This window comes from Nonomuraea longicatena (genome assembly GCF_039525605.1).
In the GTDB taxonomy this organism is placed as follows: Bacteria; Actinomycetota; Actinomycetes; order Streptosporangiales; family Streptosporangiaceae; genus Nonomuraea; species Nonomuraea longicatena.
Map to the genome: position 1 here is coordinate 391,221 of NZ_BAAAHQ010000001.1, position 20,934 is coordinate 412,154.

At 71.7% G+C, this 20,934-nt stretch carries 20 protein-coding genes; 9 read left to right on the top strand and 11 right to left on the bottom strand.

Annotation, left to right across the window (positions count from 1 at the left end; all coding sequences use genetic code 11):
• The first annotated feature begins 32 nt into the window (after positions 1-32).
• Complete coding sequence (locus ABD120_RS01755) at positions 33-1,127, top strand: DUF4349 domain-containing protein (RefSeq protein ID WP_343947850.1); 1,095 nt, start codon at positions 33-35, stop codon at positions 1,125-1,127.
• Here the strand turns inward: ABD120_RS01755 and ABD120_RS01760 are convergent.
• Positions 1,104-2,312 carry a ribonuclease D gene (locus ABD120_RS01760; protein WP_343947851.1) on the bottom strand — a complete coding sequence of 403 codons (1,209 nt, stop codon included), beginning with the start codon at positions 2,310-2,312 and terminating at the stop codon, positions 1,104-1,106. The two genes, ABD120_RS01755 and ABD120_RS01760, sit on opposite strands and share 24 nt — an antisense overlap.
• Positions 2,309-2,902, bottom strand: coding sequence for a DUF3000 domain-containing protein (locus ABD120_RS01765; RefSeq protein ID WP_343947852.1), 594 nt, complete (start codon positions 2,900-2,902; stop codon positions 2,309-2,311). The genes ABD120_RS01760 and ABD120_RS01765 overlap by 4 nt, the downstream gene beginning before the upstream one ends.
• Positions 2,903-3,389: 487 nt before the next feature.
• On the opposite strand from ABD120_RS01765, the gene hemE reads away from it, so the two are divergent.
• Positions 3,390-4,379, top strand: coding sequence for a uroporphyrinogen decarboxylase (gene hemE / locus ABD120_RS01770; protein ID WP_343948241.1), 990 nt, complete (start codon positions 3,390-3,392; stop codon positions 4,377-4,379).
• An 87-nt stretch (positions 4,380-4,466) separates the two neighbouring features.
• Here the strand turns inward: hemE and ABD120_RS01775 are convergent, their stop codons facing one another.
• Both ABD120_RS01775 and ABD120_RS01780 read right to left on the bottom strand, forming a co-directional pair.
• The gene (locus ABD120_RS01775; RefSeq protein ID WP_343947853.1) at positions 4,467-4,889 is read right to left on the bottom strand and encodes an HIT family protein; all 423 of its coding nucleotides are present in this window, start codon (positions 4,887-4,889) and stop codon (positions 4,467-4,469) included.
• 276 nt (positions 4,890-5,165) lie between these two features.
• The gene (locus ABD120_RS01780) at positions 5,166-5,537 is read right to left on the bottom strand and encodes a helix-turn-helix domain-containing protein (RefSeq protein ID WP_343947854.1); all 372 of its coding nucleotides are present in this window, start codon (positions 5,535-5,537) and stop codon (positions 5,166-5,168) included.
• A 322-nt stretch (positions 5,538-5,859) separates the two neighbouring features.
• Here ABD120_RS01780 and ABD120_RS01785 point away from each other — a divergent pair, with 322 nt between their 5' ends.
• Positions 5,860-6,486, top strand: a complete 627-nt coding sequence (locus ABD120_RS01785) for a DUF4291 domain-containing protein (RefSeq protein ID WP_343947855.1) — start codon at positions 5,860-5,862, stop codon at positions 6,484-6,486.
• A 305-nt stretch (positions 6,487-6,791) separates the two neighbouring features.
• Here the strand turns inward: ABD120_RS01785 and ABD120_RS01790 are convergent, their stop codons facing one another.
• The gene (locus ABD120_RS01790) at positions 6,792-7,883 is read right to left on the bottom strand and encodes a radical SAM protein (RefSeq protein WP_343947856.1); all 1,092 of its coding nucleotides are present in this window, start codon (positions 7,881-7,883) and stop codon (positions 6,792-6,794) included.
• Positions 7,884-8,460: 577 nt separating this feature from the next.
• Between ABD120_RS01790 and ligD the strand changes: the two genes are divergently transcribed.
• From ligD to ABD120_RS01810, 4 genes are all read left to right on the top strand, one after another.
• Positions 8,461-9,462 carry a non-homologous end-joining DNA ligase gene (gene ligD, locus ABD120_RS01795; RefSeq protein ID WP_343947857.1) on the top strand — a complete coding sequence of 334 codons (1,002 nt, stop codon included), beginning with the start codon at positions 8,461-8,463 and terminating at the stop codon, positions 9,460-9,462.
• Between the two features lie 287 nt (positions 9,463-9,749).
• Positions 9,750-10,637, top strand: a complete 888-nt coding sequence (locus ABD120_RS01800) for a helix-turn-helix domain-containing protein (protein ID WP_343947858.1) — start codon at positions 9,750-9,752, stop codon at positions 10,635-10,637.
• 237 nt (positions 10,638-10,874) lie between these two features.
• A complete protein-coding gene (locus ABD120_RS01805; protein ID WP_343947859.1) occupies positions 10,875-11,753 on the top strand; it encodes an SDR family oxidoreductase in 879 nt (292 codons plus the stop codon).
• Positions 11,750-12,577 carry an NAD(P)H-binding protein gene (locus ABD120_RS01810; protein ID WP_343947860.1) on the top strand — a complete coding sequence of 276 codons (828 nt, stop codon included), beginning with the start codon at positions 11,750-11,752 and terminating at the stop codon, positions 12,575-12,577. The genes ABD120_RS01805 and ABD120_RS01810 overlap by 4 nt, the downstream gene beginning before the upstream one ends.
• A 7-nt stretch (positions 12,578-12,584) precedes the next feature.
• On the opposite strand, the gene ABD120_RS01815 is transcribed toward ABD120_RS01810, so the two are convergent.
• Entirely contained in the window at positions 12,585-13,133 is a 549-nt protein-coding gene (locus tag ABD120_RS01815; protein ID WP_343947861.1) for an epimerase, read from the bottom strand.
• The gene (locus ABD120_RS01820; protein WP_343947862.1) at positions 13,130-14,563 is read right to left on the bottom strand and encodes an aldehyde dehydrogenase family protein; all 1,434 of its coding nucleotides are present in this window, start codon (positions 14,561-14,563) and stop codon (positions 13,130-13,132) included. The genes ABD120_RS01815 and ABD120_RS01820 overlap by 4 nt, the downstream gene beginning before the upstream one ends.
• Before the next feature lie 48 nt (positions 14,564-14,611).
• Here ABD120_RS01820 and pgeF point away from each other — a divergent pair, with 48 nt between their 5' ends.
• Positions 14,612-15,319 (top strand): peptidoglycan editing factor PgeF, encoded by a 708-nt coding sequence (gene pgeF, locus ABD120_RS01825; protein WP_343947863.1) that lies wholly within the window; start codon positions 14,612-14,614, stop codon positions 15,317-15,319.
• Positions 15,320-15,323: 4 nt separating this feature from the next.
• Here the strand turns inward: pgeF and ABD120_RS01830 are convergent, their stop codons facing one another.
• From ABD120_RS01830 to ABD120_RS01845, 4 genes are read right to left on the bottom strand one after another with little or no spacing between them, the layout of a single operon-like run.
• On the bottom strand, positions 15,324-16,439 hold the full coding sequence (locus ABD120_RS01830; RefSeq protein ID WP_425563912.1) for an ATP-dependent DNA ligase: 1,116 nt from the start codon (positions 16,437-16,439) through the stop codon (positions 15,324-15,326).
• Positions 16,440-16,443: 4 nt separating this feature from the next.
• Entirely contained in the window at positions 16,444-17,133 is a 690-nt protein-coding gene (locus tag ABD120_RS01835) for a pyrimidine reductase family protein (RefSeq protein WP_343947864.1), read from the bottom strand.
• A 46-nt stretch (positions 17,134-17,179) separates the two neighbouring features.
• A complete protein-coding gene (gene glgX / locus ABD120_RS01840; RefSeq protein ID WP_343947865.1) occupies positions 17,180-19,306 on the bottom strand; it encodes a glycogen debranching protein GlgX in 2,127 nt (708 codons plus the stop codon).
• A 33-nt stretch (positions 19,307-19,339) separates the two neighbouring features.
• Positions 19,340-19,765, bottom strand: coding sequence for an OsmC family peroxiredoxin (locus ABD120_RS01845; protein ID WP_343947866.1), 426 nt, complete (start codon positions 19,763-19,765; stop codon positions 19,340-19,342).
• Positions 19,766-19,991: 226 nt separating this feature from the next.
• Between ABD120_RS01845 and ABD120_RS01850 the strand changes: the two genes are divergently transcribed.
• Positions 19,992-20,933, top strand: a complete 942-nt coding sequence (locus ABD120_RS01850) for a sigma factor (protein ID WP_343947867.1) — start codon at positions 19,992-19,994, stop codon at positions 20,931-20,933.
• Position 20,934 lies beyond the last annotated feature (1 nt).

Sequence of the window (20,934 nt, forward strand, 5' to 3'; positions counted from 1 at the left end):
AACCGAGAGCCGTCCCGCTCCGTCCTTAGGGCATGAGGACACTGGCTTTGACGGCGGCCGTCGCCGCCGTCTTACTGACCGGCTGCTCGGGCGGCGGCGGCTCTGCCGTGGGCACCATCCAATCCGCGAGCGCGCCGGAGGTGGCCGCGTCGGCATCGGCCCGGGATTCGCTGGAGAAGGAGGACGGCGGCCGGGCCGAGACCCAGGCGACCGCCGAGATCCAGGCGACCGCCGAGATCCAGGCGGCCAAGGTCGAGCGGCAGGTCGTCTACGTCGCCGCCATCACCGTCCGGGCCGACGACGTCGGCGCCGCGGCCGAGCGCGCCAAAACCGTCGTGACCGGGGCGGGCGGTCATCTGGCCAAGGAGGAGTCCGACTCCTCCGACTATGCCGGGGCCAGCGCGAGCCTGGTGTTCAAGGTGCCGCCCGCGCGCTACCAGGAGGTGCTGCGGACGCTCGGCCGCGACCTCGGCAGGCGGCTGACGCTGACCCAGGGCACCGAAGACGTGACGATGAAGGTCGCCGACGTAGAAAGCCGGCTGAAGTCGGCGGAGAAGGCCCTCGTCTCACTGCGCGAACTGCTCGGCAGGGCCGGGTCGATCAGCCAATTGCTGGAGGTCGAGCGGGAGATCGCCGACCGGGAGGCCGACCTGGAATCCCTTCAGGCACAGCAGAAGCAACTGGCGGCCGAGGTCTCCATGGCCACTGTGACCCTGAACCTCGTCGGGCCGACCACCGACGTGCGGCCCGATCCGGACGACGAGCCCGCCGGGTTCCTGGGCGGCCTGTCCGAGGGGTGGAACGGGCTGCTCGCCTTCCTGGCCGAGGCCGTCACGGTCCTGGGCGTCGTGCTGCCCTGGCTGCTCGTGGCCGTGCCGGTGGTGCTGCTGCTGGTGTGGCTGGCGCGGCTGGCCCGCCGTACGGGGCGGCCCTCGGCGTCCACGACTCCGGCCTCGTCCACGAGTGCGACCCCGGGCGCGACCTCGACGTCCACGAGCGAGACGCCGTCCGCGATGCCCGAGCCTCCGGGTGAGACCCCGTCCGCGAGGTCAGCGACCGAGACCTCGACGTCCTCGGCCCAGCCCCCGTCCTCGGCCGCCCGGTCAGAGACGGGAGAGGGCCTCTGACAGCAGGCGGGCGGTGAGGGCGATCTGCCACGGGCGGGCGCCGAGGGAGCGCAGGCGCTCGCCCACCGGCTCCTCGCCGGTGTCCTGAGGGGGATCCCACGTCAGCCTGCGGATCGCGTCAGGCTGCAGCAGGTTCTCCGCCGGCATGTGGTGCTTCTCCGCCAGGATCGCCACCACGTTGCGGGCCGCGGCCAGCCGTTTCGCGGCAGCCGGGTCGCGGTCGGCCCAACGGTTGGCGGGCGGCGGGCCGTCGCTCGGCAGGTTGGGCTGCGGAAGCTGGTTGTCCGGCAGTGCCCTGGCCCGGCTCACGGCCGCCAGCCAATCGCTCATGTAGCGGCGGGCGCTGCGCCCGGTGAACGCCGAGATCTCGGTCAGCGCCTTCTTCGTGCGCGGCACGTCCAGCGCGGCCGTGACGATCGCCGCGTCCGGCAGCACCCGCCCCGGCGCCAGATCCTTCTCCCTGGCGATCTCGTCGCGCATCGTCCACAGCTCGCGCACGATCGCCAGCGCCCGCACGTTGCGCACCTTGTGGATGCCCGACGTGCGCCGCCACGGGTCGGAGCGCGGCGTCGGCGACGGCGTCGCCAGCACGGCGGCGAACTCCTCCTCCGCCCACGCCAGTTTCCCGCTGTCCTTGAGCTGCCGGTGCAGGACGTCGCGCAGCTCCACCAGCACCTCGACGTCCAGTGCGGCGTACCTCAGCCAGTCCTCGGGCAGCGGCCGCGTCGACCAGTCGGCCGCCGAGTGGCCCTTCTCCAACCGCAGCCCGAGTACGGTCTCCACCATCGTGCCGAGCCCGACCCGCTCGTAGCCGAGCAGCCGCCCGGCGAGTTCGGTGTCGAACATGCGGCGCGGCCGGAAACCCACTTCCGACAGGCACGGCAGGTCCTGCGAGGCCGCGTGCAGGACGATCTCCGCCTCGGCGACGGCCGCGTTGAGGGCGGACAGGTCGGGCAGGAAGACGGGGTCGATCAGCGCCGTGCCGGCGCCGGCACGGCGGAGCTGGACGAGGTAGGCCCGGTTGCCGTAGCGGTAGCCGGAGGCCCGCTCGGCGTCGACGGCCACCGGGCCGTCGCCTGTGGCGAAACGGTCGACGACGCGCGCGAGCCCGGCCGTGTCTTCGACCACCGGCGGGATGCCTTCGCGCGGCTCTAGCAGCGGGATGACGGTCTGTTCTTCTGTCACTGCCGAAAGGACTCCGGATCTTCACGATGGCGCGGCAGCGTGGCCACGTCGGGCGGGAGGGGCGGGATCCCCGCCGCCAGGCACATGAGATCGCACCAGGCGGCGACGTGGCCAGAGAGGTCCTCCTCCGTCGGCGACCAGGACGCCCGAAGTTCCAGCTCGGTGGTGACCGGGTCTTCCGCCTTGTTGCCGAACCCCTCGGACACGGCCCTAGTCACAGTACCGCCCGCGGCGGAGTATGAGGCGTGATGGGAGTCGAGCGACTCGGTCAGCCAGCTCCAGGCGACCGGGCCCAGCAGCGGGTCGGAGGTGATCTCCGGTTCCATGTCCGCGCGCACGTAGGCGACCAGGCGGAACGGCCCGTCCCAGCCGCGCTGGCCGTCCGGGTCGTACAGCAGGATGAGCCTGCCGACCGCGAGTTCGACGTCGTCGCGGTACACCGTGGCGCCGACGGCGGCGGAGTGGGGGGCCAGGCGCTGCGGCGCCGGGAGGTCCTCGAGTTCGATCTCCGGGCGTACCTCGGTCAGCCGGAGGGACTCCGCGGCGCGCTGGAACGCGGGCGGGGCCGGTGGCCGTTCACCGAGTGTCATGGCCGAAGCGTAGATCGAAGTGGGGCGCAAGGGGACACCAGGGGTTCTCATCCGTCGTGTTCAAGCCGCCGCCGTCACCGGGGCGAGGGACCGGGCGGGCGCGGGGAGGAAGGAGATCGTCGGGGCGTCGCCGTACCGCGTGCACGCCCAGTCCGGGCAGGCGCCCGGTTCGTGCCCGTCCGGCCGCTGCGGCGGCCGTTCGCGGGCGCGGACTGAGCAATGGTCACTGCGGAGGGAACTCCACAACGCGGTCATCGCACGAGGCCTTTCTTGTGATCGTGGCTCCGACGGTGACACGGCTTGCTGACAATTCCGCGCAACGCGCTCGGCGTGTCCTGAAAGTGGTTGCCGAATCGATGCCGCGCGGCGCTTTGGCCAAGATTTGGGACAGGTTTCGGGGTCCGTTTCCGCCTTGTGCACCGGTTCGTGGACCACGCCCCGGCCGTGGGATCCTTGCGGGGTGAACCTCGACGAGTCGCCCTTCCTCCTGGCCTGCCGCCGCCGGCCCGTCCCCCACACCCCCGTGTGGTACATGCGCCAGGCGGGCCGCTCCCTTCCCGAGTACCTCCGCGTGCGGGAGAACGTCCCCATGCTGACGGCGTGCGCGACACCTGACCTCATCGTCGAGATCACCATGCAGCCGGTACGCCGCTACGGCGTCGACGCGGCCATCTACTTCAGCGACATCGTCGTACCGCTGAAGGCCATCGGCGTCGACCTCGACATCAAGCCCGGCGTCGGGCCCGTCGTCGCCACCCCCATCCGCGACGCCGAGGGCCTCAAGGCGCTGCGCCCCTTGGAGCCGGACGACGTCCCGTACGTCACCGAGTCGGTCCGCGCGCTCGTCGGCGAACTCGGCGCGACGCCCCTGATCGGCTTCGCCGGCGCCCCGTTCACGCTGGGCTCATACCTCATCGAGGGCGGACCGTCCAAGAACCACGACCGCACCAAGGCCCTCATGTACGGCGACCCCGGCCTGTGGCACGCCTTCATGGAGCGGCTGACCGACATCGTGCTCGCGCACCTGCGCGTCCAGATCGACGCGGGCGTGTCGGCGATCCAGCTGTTCGACTCGTGGGTGGGCGCGGTCGCGGTCGACGACTACCGCGAGTTCATCCTGCCGCACACGCGGCGCATCTTCGAGGGCGTCGCCGACGTGCCGCGCATCCACTTCGGCGTCGGCACCGGCGAACTGCTCGGGGTGCTCGGCGAGGCCGGTGCGGACGTCGTCGGCGTCGACTGGCGGGTGCCGCTCGACGAGGCCGCCCGTCGGGTCGGTCCTGGCAAGGCGCTGCAGGGCAACCTCGACCCGGCGATCCTGCTAGCGCCGTGGGAGGTCGTGGAGCGGCGGGCACGGCAGATCCTGCGCCAGGGGCAGGCCGCCGAGGGCCACATCTTCAACCTGGGGCACGGCGTCCTGCCCAACACCGACCCCGACCAGTTGCTGCGCCTCACCGAACTGGTCCACTCTGCCTGACGCCCCTCGACCGGGCCCGCTCGGGCAGCCTGCTCCTCCGCGCGATCTCGCGGCCGCGTCGCCGCCGGACGGCGGTCGCCGTGAGAGTCACCGCAGTTCCGGCAGGTGCGCCAGAATCCGGGCCCGCACCTCCACGAGTTCCCGATCGTCCGCGCGTGCGGCCTCCCAGCCGGGGCCGATCGCGTCACCCCGCCGGCGGGGGATGACGTGAAGATGGAAGTGGAACACGTCCTGACCCGCCGCCGCGCCACTGGCGTGTCTGATGCTGAGCCCTTCGGGCTGCAGCGCCGCCTTCAGCAGCCGGGCGACGCGATGCGCTGTTCGCGCGACCCGCGCGTGCTCGTCTTCTGACAACTCCCAGATGTCACGTGCGTGCACACGGGGGACGACGAGTGTGTGGCCCGGCGCAGCGGGGGACCGGTCGAGGAAGGCCATGGTCGTCGCATCGCCCTGAACCGGATGCGCGGGCGACCTCCCGGCGACGATTTCACAGAAGACACAGGCGTTCACCTGGCCGATGGTCTCAGGACCGCCCCCGGCGAGGCGAAGCCTTTGGCGCTGCCGGCAACGTAGTGCAGCGCAGGGTAAGGGCGATCTTGCCTGTCGGGCCGGGGGCCGGGGAGGCAAGATCGCGCGGAGGGGACGGATCAGGCTCGGGGCCGTGATCGGCCGGAGTCCTGGGACGCTGGGTCGAGGGGGTCGACGTCGTGGTTCGGGGTGAGCTCGATGCGCCCCCGGACCGGGGGCCGCCTGTTCGCCGTGACCCTCTTCGGGTGGCCGGGGCGATCAGCGTGTCCTCTCCTTGTGGGGAGAGCCGGAAGGGGGTTGCCGAGCTAACTCGGCCAGGGCCTCGTCGGGCCCTTCGTCCTCGATCGATCCGTTCTCCTCGTAAACGCTGAACCTGAGCAGATGCAGGGGGATGCCCAGCCGTTCCGAGACTCGCCGGACCTGCTCCAGGGTGAGCGGCTGATGGCCGCGTAGCACCTTGGAGATCCAGCTTTGCGAGTAGCCCGTTGCATCGGCCAGCTGTTTCTGTGTCCAACCCATCGCACGCTGCACCTCGCCGAGGATGACGGGCATGTCACATGCGGAGAGGGCCAAGGCTACTTTGGGCTGGGACCAGAACTGGGGCGGCAGACCGCCGCGCGTCGGCGACACGACGAAAGATTAGTGCCGCCGCCCCTGACCTCGGGCGACAATCACGAATTCGATCCCGAATAAACCTCAAATTTGCCCAGTTTAGCGATACATTTCCCACAAGTGAAACATGTCCACTAAGTGGAGAATATTGCCTTGTGGCGTCGATCGATGCCCGGGCCGTATTTCTGAGTACCGGGCGGCCGATGACGCGCGCCGCCTGTCGCGAGCCCGGCCCACCGCCGTGACCAGGTGAATCCTGGACGGCAGACGCTCGCGACCGCCGGTGTCCTCCGCTGATCCGGTTGCCCGACGGGCGTGCGGTTCGCGATGCTCCAGGGGCATGAACGTCCCGTACCGGCAGATCCGTGCCGCCTTCACCGACGAAGCGATCACCGTCTACCAGGCCTACGACCCGTCCATCGCGGTCCCGGCCGTCGCCGCGCAACGCTTCGTCCCGCCCTTCAAGCACGAACGGATGACCTGGATCAAACCATCGTTCCTGTGGATGATGTACCGCTGCGGGTGGGCCACCAAGCCCGGCCAGACCAGGGTCTTGGCCGTAGACCTCACCCGAGAGGGGTTCGAGTGGGCGCTGCGGCACTCCTGCCTCAGCCATCCGGGCGCGGGCGTGGACCAGGCGGTGTGGAAGCAGCGCTTGCGCGAAAGCCCGGTCCGGATCCAGTGGGACCCCGAGCGGGGCCCGAGCCACAACGCCCTGCCGTACCGGTCCATCCAGGTGGGACTGTCCGGCGAGGCCGTCGCCCGCTACATCGGTCAATGGGTCCTGGGGATCACCGACCTGACCGACCGGGTCCATGACATCAGGCAGGCGCTACGCGACCGGAACGACGTCACCGGCCTGCTGCCCGTGGAGCGCCCGTATCACCTGCCGGCGGAACTCGCCCAGACCATCGGCGCGAGCATCGAGCCGGATCTCGGCCGAGCACACACGGCACCGTCAACGTGAGAACCGCGACGCGGAATCTCGGCCGACCCCACTCCCGCGTCACCTGGGAACGACACGAGGTCTCCGGCGGACGGCGAGCCCTGATGGCCACCCGTCCACCGGAGACCTCTGCGCATCGATGTGTGATCGGCCGCAGCCGCCGGTCCACCTCACGACTGCGGCAACCTGGAAACAGGCCCCGGCAAACAGTTTCCGTCACCACACGCGATGACAGGAGAGGAGTCGAAGCGGCCGGATCCGTCTCGACCACGCCTGCGGGTCCTCGGGCATACGGGCTGGTCGATCGCGCCTGCGGTTGCGGCGGCCTACGGGCCGGTGGCCTCGCCGTCCGCCACGGTCACAGCGGGGGAATCGGCCTGAGCACCGGGGTCGCCGAGGACGTCGGAGGCGCACACTCCGACCACCGGTTTGCGGTCTTCGCGGCCCGTGCCGGGACGGCACCCGCCCGGGCCGGCGACGTCAGGGCCGGCGATGTCAGGGCCGCGACTCGGCTCGCACGGTGGTCGGCGGGATTCCGTTCGTGCCCACGCCGCAGGAAGGACCGGTTCCGCGACCCTGCCGGTGGCGGCGGAGGGCGGTTGCTCCAGGAGGTTGCGCGCGCTCAGCCACCGCGACATCGGGCAGGGGGCCGCACCATTGTCCGGCGGTGTGTCCACGACACCCTCGTAGAGGCGTGTGCCGGCGACGCCGCCGTCCGGTCGTGTGCCGGAGACGGCGTCGTCCGGTCGGCTGCCGGTTGCGCGGGCGTCGTGACGTGTGCCGGTGGCGTCGTCGCCGCACCAGGCGCACGATTCGCCCGCCTCGCACATCTGCTCGGTGGCGAGCCTGCCGACGAGTCGTACCCTGTCACGGGCGAGGTCGGTGACGCCCGACTCGCTCAGCAACGCGACGGCCTGCCCGATGCCCCGGCCGAGGCGCGGATCGACGTCGCCGACCCGGAGCCGCACCCTGGCCGCGATCAGGCGTCGGATGTTGACGCTCTTGCGCGACAGCCTGTCGCAACCGGTGAGGCAGCCCTGCTTGACGGGCTCGTCGCCGAAGAAGCCGGTCGCGACGCGAACGCCGGGGGCCATGAGACAGTGCCAGACCGCAGGCGGGATCCGGACCAGGTCTGAGTACACCTCGACCTCGACCTTCCGGGCCAGCGCATGCCGGATCAGATCGGGCAGATGGGGGTGGAGCATCGGCTCGCCCCCGACGAACTGCACCATCCGGGCGCCGCGCTCGGCCGCCTGGTCGATCACTCCGACCCAGTCGGCGAGGGTTGTGGTGTCGTCGCGGTCCTTCGGCTCCGACGGGGGATGGCACTGCGAACAGGACAGCCGACGGTTATCCGTGATACCCAGCCAGACGAACCATGGCCCCGACTCTGAGGCTCTGGCACTAGTGAAGGTCATCGTGCACCTCCGTATGGCGGTTGGGACCCCGGACGAGAGATTCGTTCCGGGCAGAACACGATGAGTCGTCGTCGCTCCGTCGAGACGACGGACCCGGCACCGCTTCGCGTTGACGGTAATCAGCATGGCCACCGTCCGGCTCCCATGGGGACTTTATTCGCAACAAGAAAGCCGATATTCCTATCAGTGGTACGGCTGGAGCCCGCCCCCATCACGGCCTTAGACTTATTGTTCCCATGCCTCGGCGGAAACGACTTGCCGTTGGTGTCCACGGCACTCAGCAGTGTGAAGCAAGCGTTTGGTGTTTCTCCGAAAACCGTACTGTCATTGAAAGTCGCCTAAGTCAATAAGGCGACTTCACCGCTGGTTCGGCCTGGAGGCGGGCTTTTACCGGGCGTTGATCGAGTGAGTTTGGGTTTCGGGTGTTTCGTCAGGCCCGGGGCGGCGAGTCGATCGGCCTCGATGCGGCAGGCGGAGGTGGCGATGTCGCGTTCACGGCCGCCCGAACCTCTCGGCAGGCGGCGGGCCTGCGAGCCGACCGAAGTGCGGCGCACGGGGAGGGCGTAGAGTCGTGCGCATGGTGTCGCCGTTCATCGAGGTCGAAGCAGGGGGCAGGACCGTCAAGGTCACCAACCCCGGCAAGATCTACTTCCCAGCCGTCAACGCCACCAAGCGCGAGCTGGTCGAGTACTACATCAGCGTCGGCGAGGGCGCCCTGCGCGCCCTGAAGGACCGTCCGACCAACCTCAAGCGCCACCCGGACGGCATCCACACCGACGCGATCTACCAGAAGCGCATGCCGCCCAAGCACCCCGACTGGTTGCAGACCGTCACGGTCACCTTCCCGAGCGGACGCAAGGCCGACTCGCTGCGCGTCACCGAGGTGGCCGCCATCGCCTACTGCGCCAACCTCGGCACCATCGACTTCCACCCTTGGCAGGTACGCGCCCAGGACGTCGAGCGCCCCGACGAACTGCGCATCGACCTCGACCCGCAGCCGGGCCTGCCCTTCGCGGCCGCTCGCGAGGCCGCGCTGCTGACCCGCGAGGTGCTCGCCGAGTTCGGCCTGACCGGCTATGCGAAGACCTCGGGCAACCGGGGCGTCCACATCCTGGTCCGCATCGAGCCACGCTGGGACTTCGTCCAGGTCAGGCACGCCGGCATCGCCCTGGCCCGCGCGGTCGAGGAGCGTGCGCCCGACCTGGTCACCACCGCCTGGTGGAAGGAGGAGCGCGGCGAGCGCGTGTTCATCGACTTCAACCAGAACGCCCGCGACCGCACGGTCGTCGCCGCCTATTCCGTCAGGGCCCGCGAGGAGGCCACCGTCTCCGCGCCGGTGACGTGGGAGGAACTCGCCGACGCGGAGCCGGGCGACTTCACGATCCGCACGATGCCCGTGCGCTTCGCCGAGTCGGGCGATGTGCACGCGGGCATCGACGACCAGGCGTTCTCGATCGACAAACTGCTCGAACGGTACGCCGAGGACGGACGCGGCGACATGCCGTACCCGCCGAACTACCCGAAGATGCCCGGCGAGCCGAAGCGGGTCCAGCCCAGCAAGGCCCGCGACGACACCTGAACTCCCCGGTGGACGGGCACACCCGTCGAAACGGCGGCCTGCCCGCGCCGCACCACGGCAACCCGCCCGCGACGTGCCACTGCGGCCGGGATCGCGACGCCACTGCGGCAGGGACCGGTGGTCGCCCACCTTGCCCGGGTCGGCCGGCGTCGTCCGTCGCCGGCCGGATCGGCGGGCGACGGTGCGGAATGCTCGCCTTCTTCGGGAGACACAGGTGCGGACGCCAGGAAGGTGGAGACCCGAAAAGGAATTGAGTCTCCAGCTACTGGAGGGTTGAAGGTGAGGGCGTGAACAAGCCGCTGACGATCGGGCAGCTCGCGCAGCGGACGGGAGTGTCGGTGCGCACGATCAGGTTCTGGTCGGACCACGGGCTCGTCCCGCCCACGTCCCGCTCCCACGGCGGGTACCGGCTGTACGACGTGACCGCCGTGGCCCGGCTCGACCTGGTGCGTACCCTGCGCGAGCTGGGGTTCGACCTGGCGACGGTGGAGCGGGTGCTGCGCGGGCAGGACGGGCTGACCGAGGTCGCCCGCACGCACGCCGCTGCCCTCGACGCGGAGATCCGCATCCTGAAGACCCGCCGTGCCGTGCTGCGCTCGATCGTGGCGCGGGACGGCTCAGCCGAGGAGCTGAGACTCATGAACGAACTGGCCCGATTGTCGGCGACCGAACGGCAGGCGGTCATCGACGACTTCGTCGAGGAGGTGTTCTCCGGCCTCGATCCCGAGGCGCAGGTGGCCGGACTCGGCGCGGCGATGCGCCGGATGCCCGCCGAACTGCCGGACGAACCGAGTGCCGAGCAGGTGGACGCCTGGGTGGAGCTGGCCAAGCTGGTCGCCGACCCCGGCTTCCGCGAGCGGGTCCGCACGATGGCGGTCACGCCGCCGGGCCCGATGCCGGTGGACGCCGAGGCGGTCGGCGCGCTGTGCGGGCGGGCGCTGGCCGACGGGCTCGCCCCGGACGACCCGCGCGCCCGTGAGGTGCTGGACCGCCTGGTGGACCCGGCGCTGCCCGCCGACGCCCGGCTGCGGCTGGCGCGGGACATCGAGACGTTCACCGACCGCCGCGTCGAGAGGTACTGGCAGCTCCTGGGCATGCTGAACGGCCTGCCCGCCTTCACGCCCGGCGTCCCCGCCTTCGAGTGGTTCATCGCGGCGTTGCGCGCGCACATCTGAGGCCCTGGGAAGCCGATCGTTCCGCGCGCACACGCCTGGGCCTGGGAAGCCGATCGACACGCCTGGGGCGAGGAAACCGATCGTGTCGTGTGCACACGCCTGAGGGTTACTGAAACCGATTGCATATGCGAGCCGCCCGGGATTGCGCCTACCATCCCCGGACGGTGGAACCGCCGCGAACGCGGGCACGGGCGCGGCGGTTCCTCGGTACCCATCAGGCAACCGCAGGGAGTCTACGTGACACTGTTGGTGACAGGAGCGAGCGGCCGGATCGGCCGCCATGTGGTGCGGGGGCTGGCCGGGGCCGGTCAGCGCGTGCGGGCCATGACCCGCGACCCCGAGACGGCGCGCGGGCTGCTGCCGCCCGGCGTCGAGGTCGTCCACGGCGACTTCGACCGGCCCGAGACCTGGGCCGCCGCGCTGGAGGGGGTGGAGCGCGCGCACGTGTTCCCGTTCGCGCCCGCCGCCTTCCTCGACGCGGCCGCGCGGGCGGGCACCCGCCGGTTCGTGGTCCACTCGGCCGTGGCGGCCGGGTGGGACGGCGACCGCGACGACGGCAGATCCCCGGCGCTGCGCCGTCATCTGGCCGCCGAGCGCGACGGCCACCGCGAGGTCGAACTGGCCGCGGAGGCGACCGGCGCCGAATGGACCCACGTACGGCCCGGTCTGCTCGCCACCGGCCTGCTCGACTGGGCGGAGGGGGTCCGCGCGGACCGGGCGGTGCGCGCGCCGTACCCGGAGTACGCGCAGGCGCTCGTGCACGAGGCGGACGTGGCGGAGATCGCGGTCGCCGCCCTCCTCACCGACGCGCACGTCGGCGCCGCGTACACGATCACCGGACCGGCCCCGCTCACCCAGCGGGAACAGGTGCGGGCGATCGGCGCCGCCCTCGGCGAGCGGGTGCGTTTCGAGGAGCTCACCCCCGAGCAGGCGCGGCAGGCGTGGCGCGATCCCGACCAGGGGGTGGACGACGCCGTCCTGGACTGGTTGCTGGACCTCATGGCCTACGACGGGCCGGTGCTGGTCCCGCCGACGACCACCTTCCAGCGGCTCACCGGCCGGGCGCCGCGCTCGGTGGCGCAGTGGGCACGCGACCACGTGGAGGACTTCCGGTGACCGTACTCGTGACAGGGGCGACCGGCAGGGCCGGCCGCGAGGTCGTGAACGAACTGGTGCGCGCGGGCGCCCGGGTGCGGGCGGTGACCCGCGACCCCGCGCGGGCGGGGCTGCCGGAGGGTGTCGAGGTCGTCCACGGCGACCTTGAACGGCCCGCGACGCTGGAGCCGGCGATGGACGGCGTCAGCCGCCTGTACCTGTTCCCCGTCGAGGAGAGCGCGCGCGAGGTCGCCGAACTGGCGGGCAGGCGGGGCGTCGAGCGGATCGTGGTGCTGTCCGGCGCGCTCGCCGACCAGGACGACCTGGGCTACGCCCAGGTCGAGAAGGCGGTCCGCGCGTCGGGCGTGGCCTGGACGATGATCAGGCCCGGCGAGTTCGCGGCCAACTGGCTGGACGCCGCCGAGGGCATCAGGAGCCGGCGGGAGGTCCGCAGACCTTACGGCGCGGCGCTCACCCGGCCCACACACGAGGCCGACATCGGCCTGATCGCGGCCACGGTGCTGCTGGAGGACGGGCACGCCGGGCAGGTCTACACCTTCGCCGGCCCGCAGGAGCTGACCGTGGCCGAGCAGGTGGCCGTGATCGGGCGGGCGATCGGCGAGGAGGTGCGTTTCGTCGAGCTCACGCCGGAACAGGCGAGGAGGGAGTGGTACGACCCGGACAACGGGGTCACCCACGAGGTGATCGACTGGCTGCTCGACCTGTACGCTTCGGCACTCGGCGCCGGGGTGGTCGCGGGCGGCGACGTCTTCCAGCGTGTCACGGGACGGCCGCCGCGCTCGTTCGAGCAGTGGGCGCGTGACCACGCGGCCGACTTCCGCTGACCGGCTCTCACGGCACCAGGTCGGCCGCCGCGTTGACGGCGCGGGCGTCCAGCACGCGCGTGTCCCACCCGTAGGCGGCCACCCGGATCATCGCCCGGCCCAGCGCCTCCTCGGTGGTCACCCGGGCCGGGAACAGCCGTCTGATCAGCGGTTGGACGGGTGCGGCCGCGACGTAGACCATCCGGTACCACGTCCGCGACCGCACCCCGCGCGCCGGATGCACGTATCCGGGCCGGAACACGTAGACGTCGAGGTCCAAGGCCAGGAGCGCGTCCCCGGAGTCCTGCCCGCCGGTGTAGCAGAACCGGGGTACGGTCGCCGTCCGTGCCACCGAGAGAGCCAGGTCTTCCTCGCCGCAGAACAGGCACGCGTCGTACCCGCCGATCGGCTCCAGCGCGAACAGGTCGGGACGCACCAGTTCGGTCAGTTTGGCGTGCGCGAGGCCGCAGGACGAGCGGCCCACGGCCAGCACCGCCTGCACCTCGGGGTCGCGCAGGCACTCGCGCAGCACCCCGGCTCCGACTGAGCCGGCCACCCCGAACAGGATCAGCCTCATGTCTGAATGATTGCCGCTTTCTCCCGGGTGTACTCGAGTACGGCGTCGTGTCCGTATCCGGAGTCCTTCACGCCGCCGAACGGCAGGCCGGGCGGCATCCGCCGGTAGGTGTTGACCCAGACGGTGCCGGTGCGCAGGTCCCGCACGAAGCGGTGGGCGCGGGCCAGGTCGCGGGTCCACACCCCGGCGGCCAGGCCGTACGGGGAGTCGTTGGCGATGGAGAGGGCCTGCTCGTCGGTGTCGAACGGGATGGCCACCGCGACCGGTCCGAAGATCTCCTCCTGGCACACGCGCAGGGAGTTGTCCTCGGTGGTGAACAGGGTGGGCGCCACCCAGTGGCCGTCCGGCAGGCCGGGTACGGCGGCGGCGCCGCTCTGGCCGCCGAACACCAGTTCGGCGCCCTCCTTCTCGGCCAGGGCGAGGTAGGAGACGACCCGCTCGTGCTGGGCGGCCGACACGATCGGCCCCATGGTGGTGGCCAGGTCGAGGGGGTCGCCGAGGACGACGGCCCGCGCGACGGCGGTGATGCGGTCCAGGGTCTCCTCCCAGATCGGCCGGTGGATGAGGATGCGCGACCCGGCCACGCACACCTGGCCGGCGTTGCCGGTGAAGACCGACTCGGTGGTCAGCCCGCCGATGGCCCGGTCGAGGTCGGCGTCGGAGAAGACGATGTTGGGGGACTTGCCGCCCAGCTCGAACGTCAGCGGCTTGATCCCCGCCGCCCGGGTGATCGCGAGACCGGTCTCCGTCGAACCGGTCAGGCTGATCTTGCCGACGCCGGGGTGGCGTACCAGGGCCGCCCCGGCCTCCTCTCCGAGGCCGCTGACGAGGTTCAGCACCCCGGGCGGCAGCACCTCGGCCAGCAGTTCGCCCAGCCGCAGCACCGAGACGCTCGCCTGCTCGGCGGGCTTGACGATCACGGTGTTGCCCGCCGCCAGCGCGTACGCGGCCTTGGCGGAGAAAGTGGAGATCGGGGAGTTCCACGGGATCACGCACAACGCCACCCCGTACGGTTCCCGCCGCGTGAACCCGAGCATGTCCGGCCCGAGGATCACCGTGTCGCCCTTGACCGCGTCCAGGCACTGCCCGGCCGCCAGTTCCCACAGGTAGGCCATGCCGGGCAGGTCCCGCTTCAGGGTGTCGCGCAGGATGCGGCCGTTGTCGGTGGTCTCCAGCCGGGCCAGTTCACCTGCGTGCCGGGTGAACACCGCCGCCACCTCGCGCAGGTAGCGGGCCCGGCCCGGCGCGGGCAGTGCCGACCAGGAGGGGAAGGCCGCGCGGGCGGCGGCCACGGCGGCCTCGGCGTCGGCGGGGCCGCTTCGCGGCACGCGCGCCCACACCCGCCCGGTGGCCGGGTTGACCGAGTCGAGGGTCCTGCCGTCGGCGGCCGGGACGAGCGCGCCGCCGACCAGGTTACGGTAGTCGATCACGTAACCAAGCATATGCTTGGTTGGGTGGGCTGGCCATAGGATGACCTCATGGAGCTCGCCCCTGGAGTGCACGCCGCCGTCACCGACCGCCACGGCGGGGTCAGCGCGCCGCCGTACGCCACGCGCAACCTCGGCGGCATGGTCGGCGACGACCCTCAGGCCGTGCGGGCCAACCGGGCGGCGCTCGCGGCCGAACTCGGCGTGCGGGCCGTCGTGTACATGCGGCAGGTCCACGGCGCCGACATCGCCCACGTCACCGAGCCCTTCGGCGACGACCCGCCCCCGCTCGACGGCGTGTTCACCACCGAACCGCGCCTCGCGCTGGCCGCGCTCGGCGCCGACTGCCCCGCCGTCCTCGTGGGCGACCCCGTCGCGCGGATCGTCGGCGCCGCCCACTCCGGACGGCCCGGCACGGAGGCGGGTGTCGCCGCCGCCCTCGTCGCGGCCATGGCCGCCAAGGGCGCGCAGCCCGCCCGGATGGTCGCCCTGATCGGACCCGGCGCCTGCGGACGCTGCTACGAGGTGCCGGAAGAACTTCGCGAGCGGGTCGCCGCCCGGGTGCCCGCCACCCGCTCGCTCACCTCATGGGGCACCCCGGCGCTCGACCTGCGGGCGGGCATCGAGGCCCAGCTGCGGGCCGCCGGAGTCGGCGACGTACGCCACGACGCCCGCTGCACCATCGAGTCCGGCGAACTCTACTCCCACCGCCGCGACAACCCGGGCGGCCGCTTCGCCGGACTCATCTGGCTCGGCTGAGCGCTCAGCGCGCCAGGATGTCGTCCAGGTTGTAGCCGACCGGCCGCTCAAGCTGCTCGTACGTGCACGACTGGGGAGTACGGTCCGGCCGCCACCGCCGGAAGTGCGCCGTGTGGCGGAACCGGTCGCCCTCCATCGCGTCGTAGGCCACCTCGATCACCAGCTCCGGCCGCAGCGGGATGAACGACAGGTCCTTCTTGGCGCTCCAGCGTGAGATCGCCCCCGGCATCCGCTGCCCGCCCCGCGACGGCGACGAGGCCGGCTGGCCCACGTTGTGCAGCGCCTGGTCGGCCCACTCGCCCCACGGGTGCTCGCCCAGCTTCGCCAGATAGGGGCGCAGCTCCTCGACCAGCTCGGCCCGCCGCGCCATCGGGAACGAGGCCGCCACCCCGACGTGGTGCAGCCTGCCGTCGTCGCCGTACAGGCCGAGCAGCAGCGAGCCGACGATCGGGCCCGTCTTGTGCTCGCGGTAGCCCGCGACGACCACGTCGGCGGTGCGCTCGTGCTTGACCTTGAACATCGTGCGCTTGTCGGGGACGTACGGCTGGTCGCCCGGCTTCACCACGATGCCGTCGAGCCCCGCGCCCTCGAACATCTCGAACCACTCGGCCGCCTGCTCGTCGTTGCGCGTCACCGGCGTCAGCCGCACACTGCCGCCGCTCCCGGTGAACAGTCCCTCCAGCAGGGCCCGGCGTTCGGCGAACGGCGTCTCCATCAGCGAGCGCCCGCCCAGCGCCAGCAGGTCGAAGGCCACGAAGGAGGCCGGGGTGGTCTCGGCCAGCATCCGCACCCGCGAGGCCGCCGGGTGGATGCGCTGCTGCAACTGCTCGAAATCGAGCTGGGTGCCCCTGATCAGCACGATCTCGCCGTCGACCACGCACTTGTCCGGCAGCTCGGCCTTGATCGCCTCGACCAGCTCGGGGAAGTAGCGGGTGAAGGGCCGCTCGTTGCGGCTGCCCAGGAACACCTCGTCGCCGTCGCGGAAGATGATGCAGCGGAAGCCGTCCCACTTGGGCTCGTAGAACAGGCTGCCGTTCTGCGCCGGCATCGTCTTGACCGCCTTGGCCAGCATCGGCGCGACGGGTGGCAGCACCGGCAGGTCCAGCTGGGGCTCGTCCATGGGTTCACGTCCTCACATAGCGGTGGAACAGGGTGCCGTCGTCCTCGATCATGTGCGCCAGCGTGAGCGGCACCTGGCAGCCCTCGCCGTCGAGGATGCGCGCGGCCGGGCCGCCGACCAGCATGGGACTCACGGTCAGGCACAGCTCGTCGATCAGGCCGGCGGCGGCGAACTGGGCGTTCAGCCGGGGACCGCCCTCGCACAGCACCCGCCCGAGGCCGCGCTCGCGCAGCGCGGCGAGCGCCCGCGCCGGGACGACCCGGTCGCCGCCCGCGACGATCACCTCGGCGCACCCGGCGGCCGAGGCCAGCCGGTCCGCCGGGGCGGACTCGCAGGTGATCACGATCGTCCTGGACTCGGCCTCGGTGAACAGCGGGGCGCCGAAGTCGAGGTCGAGACCGGCGGAGACGACCGCGATGGGCGGCGGCGCGTCGCGGCCCGGCCGCCGCCGCGCCGGGCGGTATCCCTCGGCGCGCACGGTCGCGGCCCCGGCCACGATCACGTCGGCCAGGCCGCGCAGCACGCCGAACACCCGCCGGTCGGCCTTGCCGGACAGCCCGCCGGACAACCCGTCGAGCCAGGCGGCGCCGTCGACGCTGGCCACCATGTTGACCCGCAGCCAGGCGTCGCGGGGGTAGGCGTACAACTCCTCCAGCGGCGGATCTTCCCGCACGTCCGGGTACAGACTCCTCACCCGGCCACCCTTTCACACCGGCCGAACCTCCCTGCCGGGGAGCGGCCTACGAGCCCTGGTGGGCGGCGCGGCGGAGGAGCTGCAGGCTGCGGGAGGCGACCGCCACCACGGCGCCGGACTGCCACAGGTCCTCAGGGTACGGCTCCTCGTACGGGGCCTCGTCGCTCGTGTCGAGCACCGTCAGCCACGTGCCGCCGAACTCCTCGCCTGGCAGCGTGAACGCCAGGTCCTCGTCATGGGCGTTCACCAGCAGCAGGAACGAGTCGTCCACGATGCGCTCGCCCCTCGGCCCCGGCTCGGTGATCGCCTCCCCGTTGAAGTACACCGTCAGCGCCCGCGCGTAGCCCGTGGTCCAGTCGCCCGAGGTCATCTCCTTGCCGGCCGGCGTCAGCCACACCAGGTCGCGGTCGTTGTCCGCCGTCGTGCCCCGGAAGAACCGCCGGCGCCGGAACACCGGATGGCGGCTGCGCAGCCGCGCCGCCGTCCGGACGAACTCCAGCAGGTCGCCCTCGGTCTCCGCCATCGACCAGTCCACCCACGCCAGCTCGTTGTCCTGGCAGTAGGCGTTGTTGTTGCCCTGCTGGGTGCGGCCGAACTCGTCGCCGTGCGAGAGCATCGGCACTCCCTGCGACAGGAACAGCGTCGCCAGGAAGTTGCGCCGCTGCCGCTGCCGCAGCCGCACGATCTCCGGGTCGTCGGACGGGCCCTCCACGCCGCAGTTCCACGAGCGGTTGTCGTCGGTGCCGTCGCGGTTGTCCTCGCCGTTGGCCTCGTTGTGCTTGCGGTCGTAGGCGACCAGGTCGGTCAGGGTGAACCCGTCGTGGCAGGTCACGAAGTTGATGGAGGCGCCCGGACGGCGGCCGGAGGTCGCGTAGAGGTCGGCGGAGCCGGTCAGCCGCGAGGCGAACTCCGGCAGCGCCGACGCCTCGCCCCGCCAGAAGTCGCGCACCGTGTCGCGGTACTTGCCGTTCCACTCCGTCCACAACGGCGGGAAGTTGCCCACCTGGTAGCCGCCCGGCCCCACGTCCCACGGCTCGGCGATGAGCTTCACCTGCGAGATCACCGGATCCTGCTGGATCAGGTCGAAGAACGCGCTCAGCCGGTCGACGTCGTGCAACTCGCGTGCCAGCGCCGAGGCCAGGTCGAAGCGGAACCCGTCCACGTGCATGTCGAGCACCCAGTAGCGCAGGGAGTCCATGATGAGCTGCAGCGCGTGCGGCGAGCGCGCGTTGAGCGAGTTGCCGCAGCCGGTGTAGTCGAGGTAGTAGCGCCGGTCGCCCTCGTGCAGCCGGTAGTAGGCCGCGTTGTCGATGCCTCGGAAGCCCAGCGTCGGGCCCATGTGGTCGCCCTCGGCCGTGTGGTTGTAGACGACGTCGAGGACGACCTCGATGCCCGCCTCGTGCAGCGCCCGCACCATCGCCTTGAACTCCGGCACCTGCTCGCCCCGCGTGCCCGAACTCGAATAGGCGCCGTGCGGGGCCAGATAGGCCATCGTGTTGTAGCCCCAGTAGTTGGTCAGCCCTCGCGCCACCAGGAAGTGCTCGGGCACGAAGTGGTGCACCGGCATCAGCTCGACCGCGCTCACCCCGAGCGACAGCAGGTGCTCGATCACCGCCGGGTGCGCCATGCCCGCGTACGTGCCCCGCTGCTCTTCCGGCACCGCCGGATGGCCGATCGTGAGCCCCCGCACGTGCGCCTCGTAGATCACACTCTGGTGGTACGGCGTGCGCGGCGGCCGGTCGTTGCCCCAGTCGAAGAACGGGTTGATCACCACGTTCTTCGGCATGTACGGCGCGCTGTCGGCGGTGTTCACCCGGTCGGGCTGCCTGAAGCGGTAGGGGAACAGCGCCTCGTTCCACGTCAGCTCGCCGTCCACGGCCTTGGCGTACGGATCGAGCAGCAGCTTGCGGGGGTTGGCGCGCAGGCCCTGGGCGGGGTCGTAGGGCCCTCGGACGCGGTAGCCGTAGCGCTGGCCTGGCATGACTCCCGGCAGGTAGCCATGCCAGACGAAGCCGTCGACTTCCTGGAGGTCGATGCGCTCCTCCGTGCCGTCGTCGTCGAACAGGCAGAGCTCGACGCCCTCGGCGACTTCGGAGAACACCGAGAAACCGGTGCCCACCCCATCCCAGGTGGCGCCGAGTGGATAGGGCTCGCCCGGCCAGACCTCGCGCATGTGACGGTATTGTCGCACGCGGGCGGGCGGATGTTACAGCAGCTCGGCGTTGAGCGTGATCGTGGTGCCCGCGAGCGCCTTGCTGACCGGGCAGTTGGCCTTCGCGTTCTGCGCCGCCTCCTGGAAGGCCGCCGCGTCCAGGCCGGGGACGTTGCCCTTCACGCTCAGCACGATGCCGGTGATGCCCTCACCCGGCTTGAAGGTCACCTCGGCGCGCGTCTCCAGCGACTGCGGCGGTGTGCCCGCGCCCGCCAGGCCGTGCGAGAGCGCCATCGAGAAGCACGAGGAGTGCGCGGCGGCGATGAGCTCCTCCGGAGAGGTCTTGCCGTTCGCGGCCTCGGCGCGCGAGGGCCACGAGACCTCGAAGGTGCCGACGCCGGAGGTGTCGAGCGACACGGTGCCGGAGCCGTCGAGCAGGGCGCCCTTCCACTGCGTCGTCGCGGTGCGGGTGGTCGCCATGGTGGTGGTCCCTTCGTGGATGCCGTTGATCTCTCAGAATCTATCGCGCCGCCCCTGGCGGGGGCCGTACGGCAGGCCGTCGGCGGCACGAGAACGACTCGGTCACCGTCGCGTTGCGAATTGGCGAGAAGGGCGGTGATCCATCTCAACAATCACCGTGAATGGTGACATGCTCGGCGGTGCGGCAGCCCGCCGCGCAAGATCGCGACCCGGGAGTGTGGTGCCAGTGGAGGCACCTGCCGGCGATCGCCTCTCCCATCAGCTGGTGGTCGGCGGCGACGAGCCCGCGTTCGGCGAGTTGTACGACCGGTACTCGCCCCGGATCTTCGCCCTCGCCCTGCGCGTCACCGGCGACCGGATGGCCGCCGGCGACATCACGCAGGAGGTCTTCCTCGTCCTGTGGGAGCGGCCCCTGTCGTACGACCCGGAGCGCGGCCCGCTGCGCCTGTGGCTGGGAGCGCTCGCCCACGCCCGAGCCCTCGCCGACGTCCGGGACCCGGGTGGCTCCAGGGACGACCGTGACGCGTGCGATGTCCTGAGCGGCGGCCGGCCGGCCGTTCCCGACCTGTCGTATCTGGACGCGTTCATGACCGAGCCAGCCGTGCCGGAGGGGTCGCTGCGGCCCCAGCTCCTGGCCGGGGCACGCGCCAGGCGGCGGCCCGCCGCGCCGACCGCCGGGTGGGCCGAGCCGTACGCGGGCCGGGTGGCGGCCCTGGACGCGCTGCTGGCCTGCGCCGTCGAGGCCGACTGGCAGCGGAGCGTCGCAGCCGGTCCGGCCCTTCGGGAAGTGGTCGCCGGACTCGCCTCGGTGGACGGGCTCGTGGCCGCGTCCGTCGGCGCCCCCGTTCTCGGACCGGCCCTCGGCGCCACCTCCTCGGCGGGCCGTACGGCGGAGGTCTGGGAGTACGAGCGGCGCCGCAGCCCCGAGCAGACCCGCCGCGACTGGCGGGCGCAGGCCGACGCCCTGTGCCGCCACCTGGCCGCCCTGAACCCGGCCGCCCGCGTCACGGTCGACGGGCAGGAGCGGACGCTGGGCGACCACATGCTGGCCCGCGCCCTGGACACCTGGAACCGGTCCGTCGCCGCCGCCACGGCGGCCGGACTGCGCCTGCCCGCGCCGCTGCCCGCCCACGAGCGGGCGATGGCCGCCTTCACCGGCCGGGTTTGAG

What these genes read in the sequence shown, in the direction of transcription:
- ligD (WP_343947857.1), top strand. Translation starts at nt 8,461, where the DNA reads ATGGTGTCGCCGTTCATCGAGGTCGAAGCAGGGGGCAGGACCGTCAAG.
- ABD120_RS01755 (WP_343947850.1), top strand. Translation starts at nt 33, where the DNA reads ATGAGGACACTGGCTTTGACGGCGGCCGTCGCCGCCGTCTTACTGACC.
- ABD120_RS01845 (WP_343947866.1), bottom strand. Translation starts at nt 19,765, where the DNA reads ATGGCGACCACCCGCACCGCGACGACGCAGTGGAAGGGCGCCCTGCTC.
- pgeF (WP_343947863.1), top strand. Translation starts at nt 14,612, where the DNA reads ATGGAGCTCGCCCCTGGAGTGCACGCCGCCGTCACCGACCGCCACGGC.
- ABD120_RS01815 (WP_343947861.1), bottom strand. Translation starts at nt 13,133, where the DNA reads ATGAGGCTGATCCTGTTCGGGGTGGCCGGCTCAGTCGGAGCCGGGGTG.
- ABD120_RS01785 (WP_343947855.1), top strand. Translation starts at nt 5,860, where the DNA reads ATGAACGTCCCGTACCGGCAGATCCGTGCCGCCTTCACCGACGAAGCG.
- glgX (WP_343947865.1), bottom strand. Translation starts at nt 19,306, where the DNA reads ATGCGCGAGGTCTGGCCGGGCGAGCCCTATCCACTCGGCGCCACCTGG.
- ABD120_RS01790 (WP_343947856.1), bottom strand. Translation starts at nt 7,883, where the DNA reads ATGACCTTCACTAGTGCCAGAGCCTCAGAGTCGGGGCCATGGTTCGTC.
- ABD120_RS01830 (WP_425563912.1), bottom strand. Translation starts at nt 16,439, where the DNA reads ATGGACGAGCCCCAGCTGGACCTGCCGGTGCTGCCACCCGTCGCGCCG.
- ABD120_RS01765 (WP_343947852.1), bottom strand. Translation starts at nt 2,902, where the DNA reads ATGACACTCGGTGAACGGCCACCGGCCCCGCCCGCGTTCCAGCGCGCC.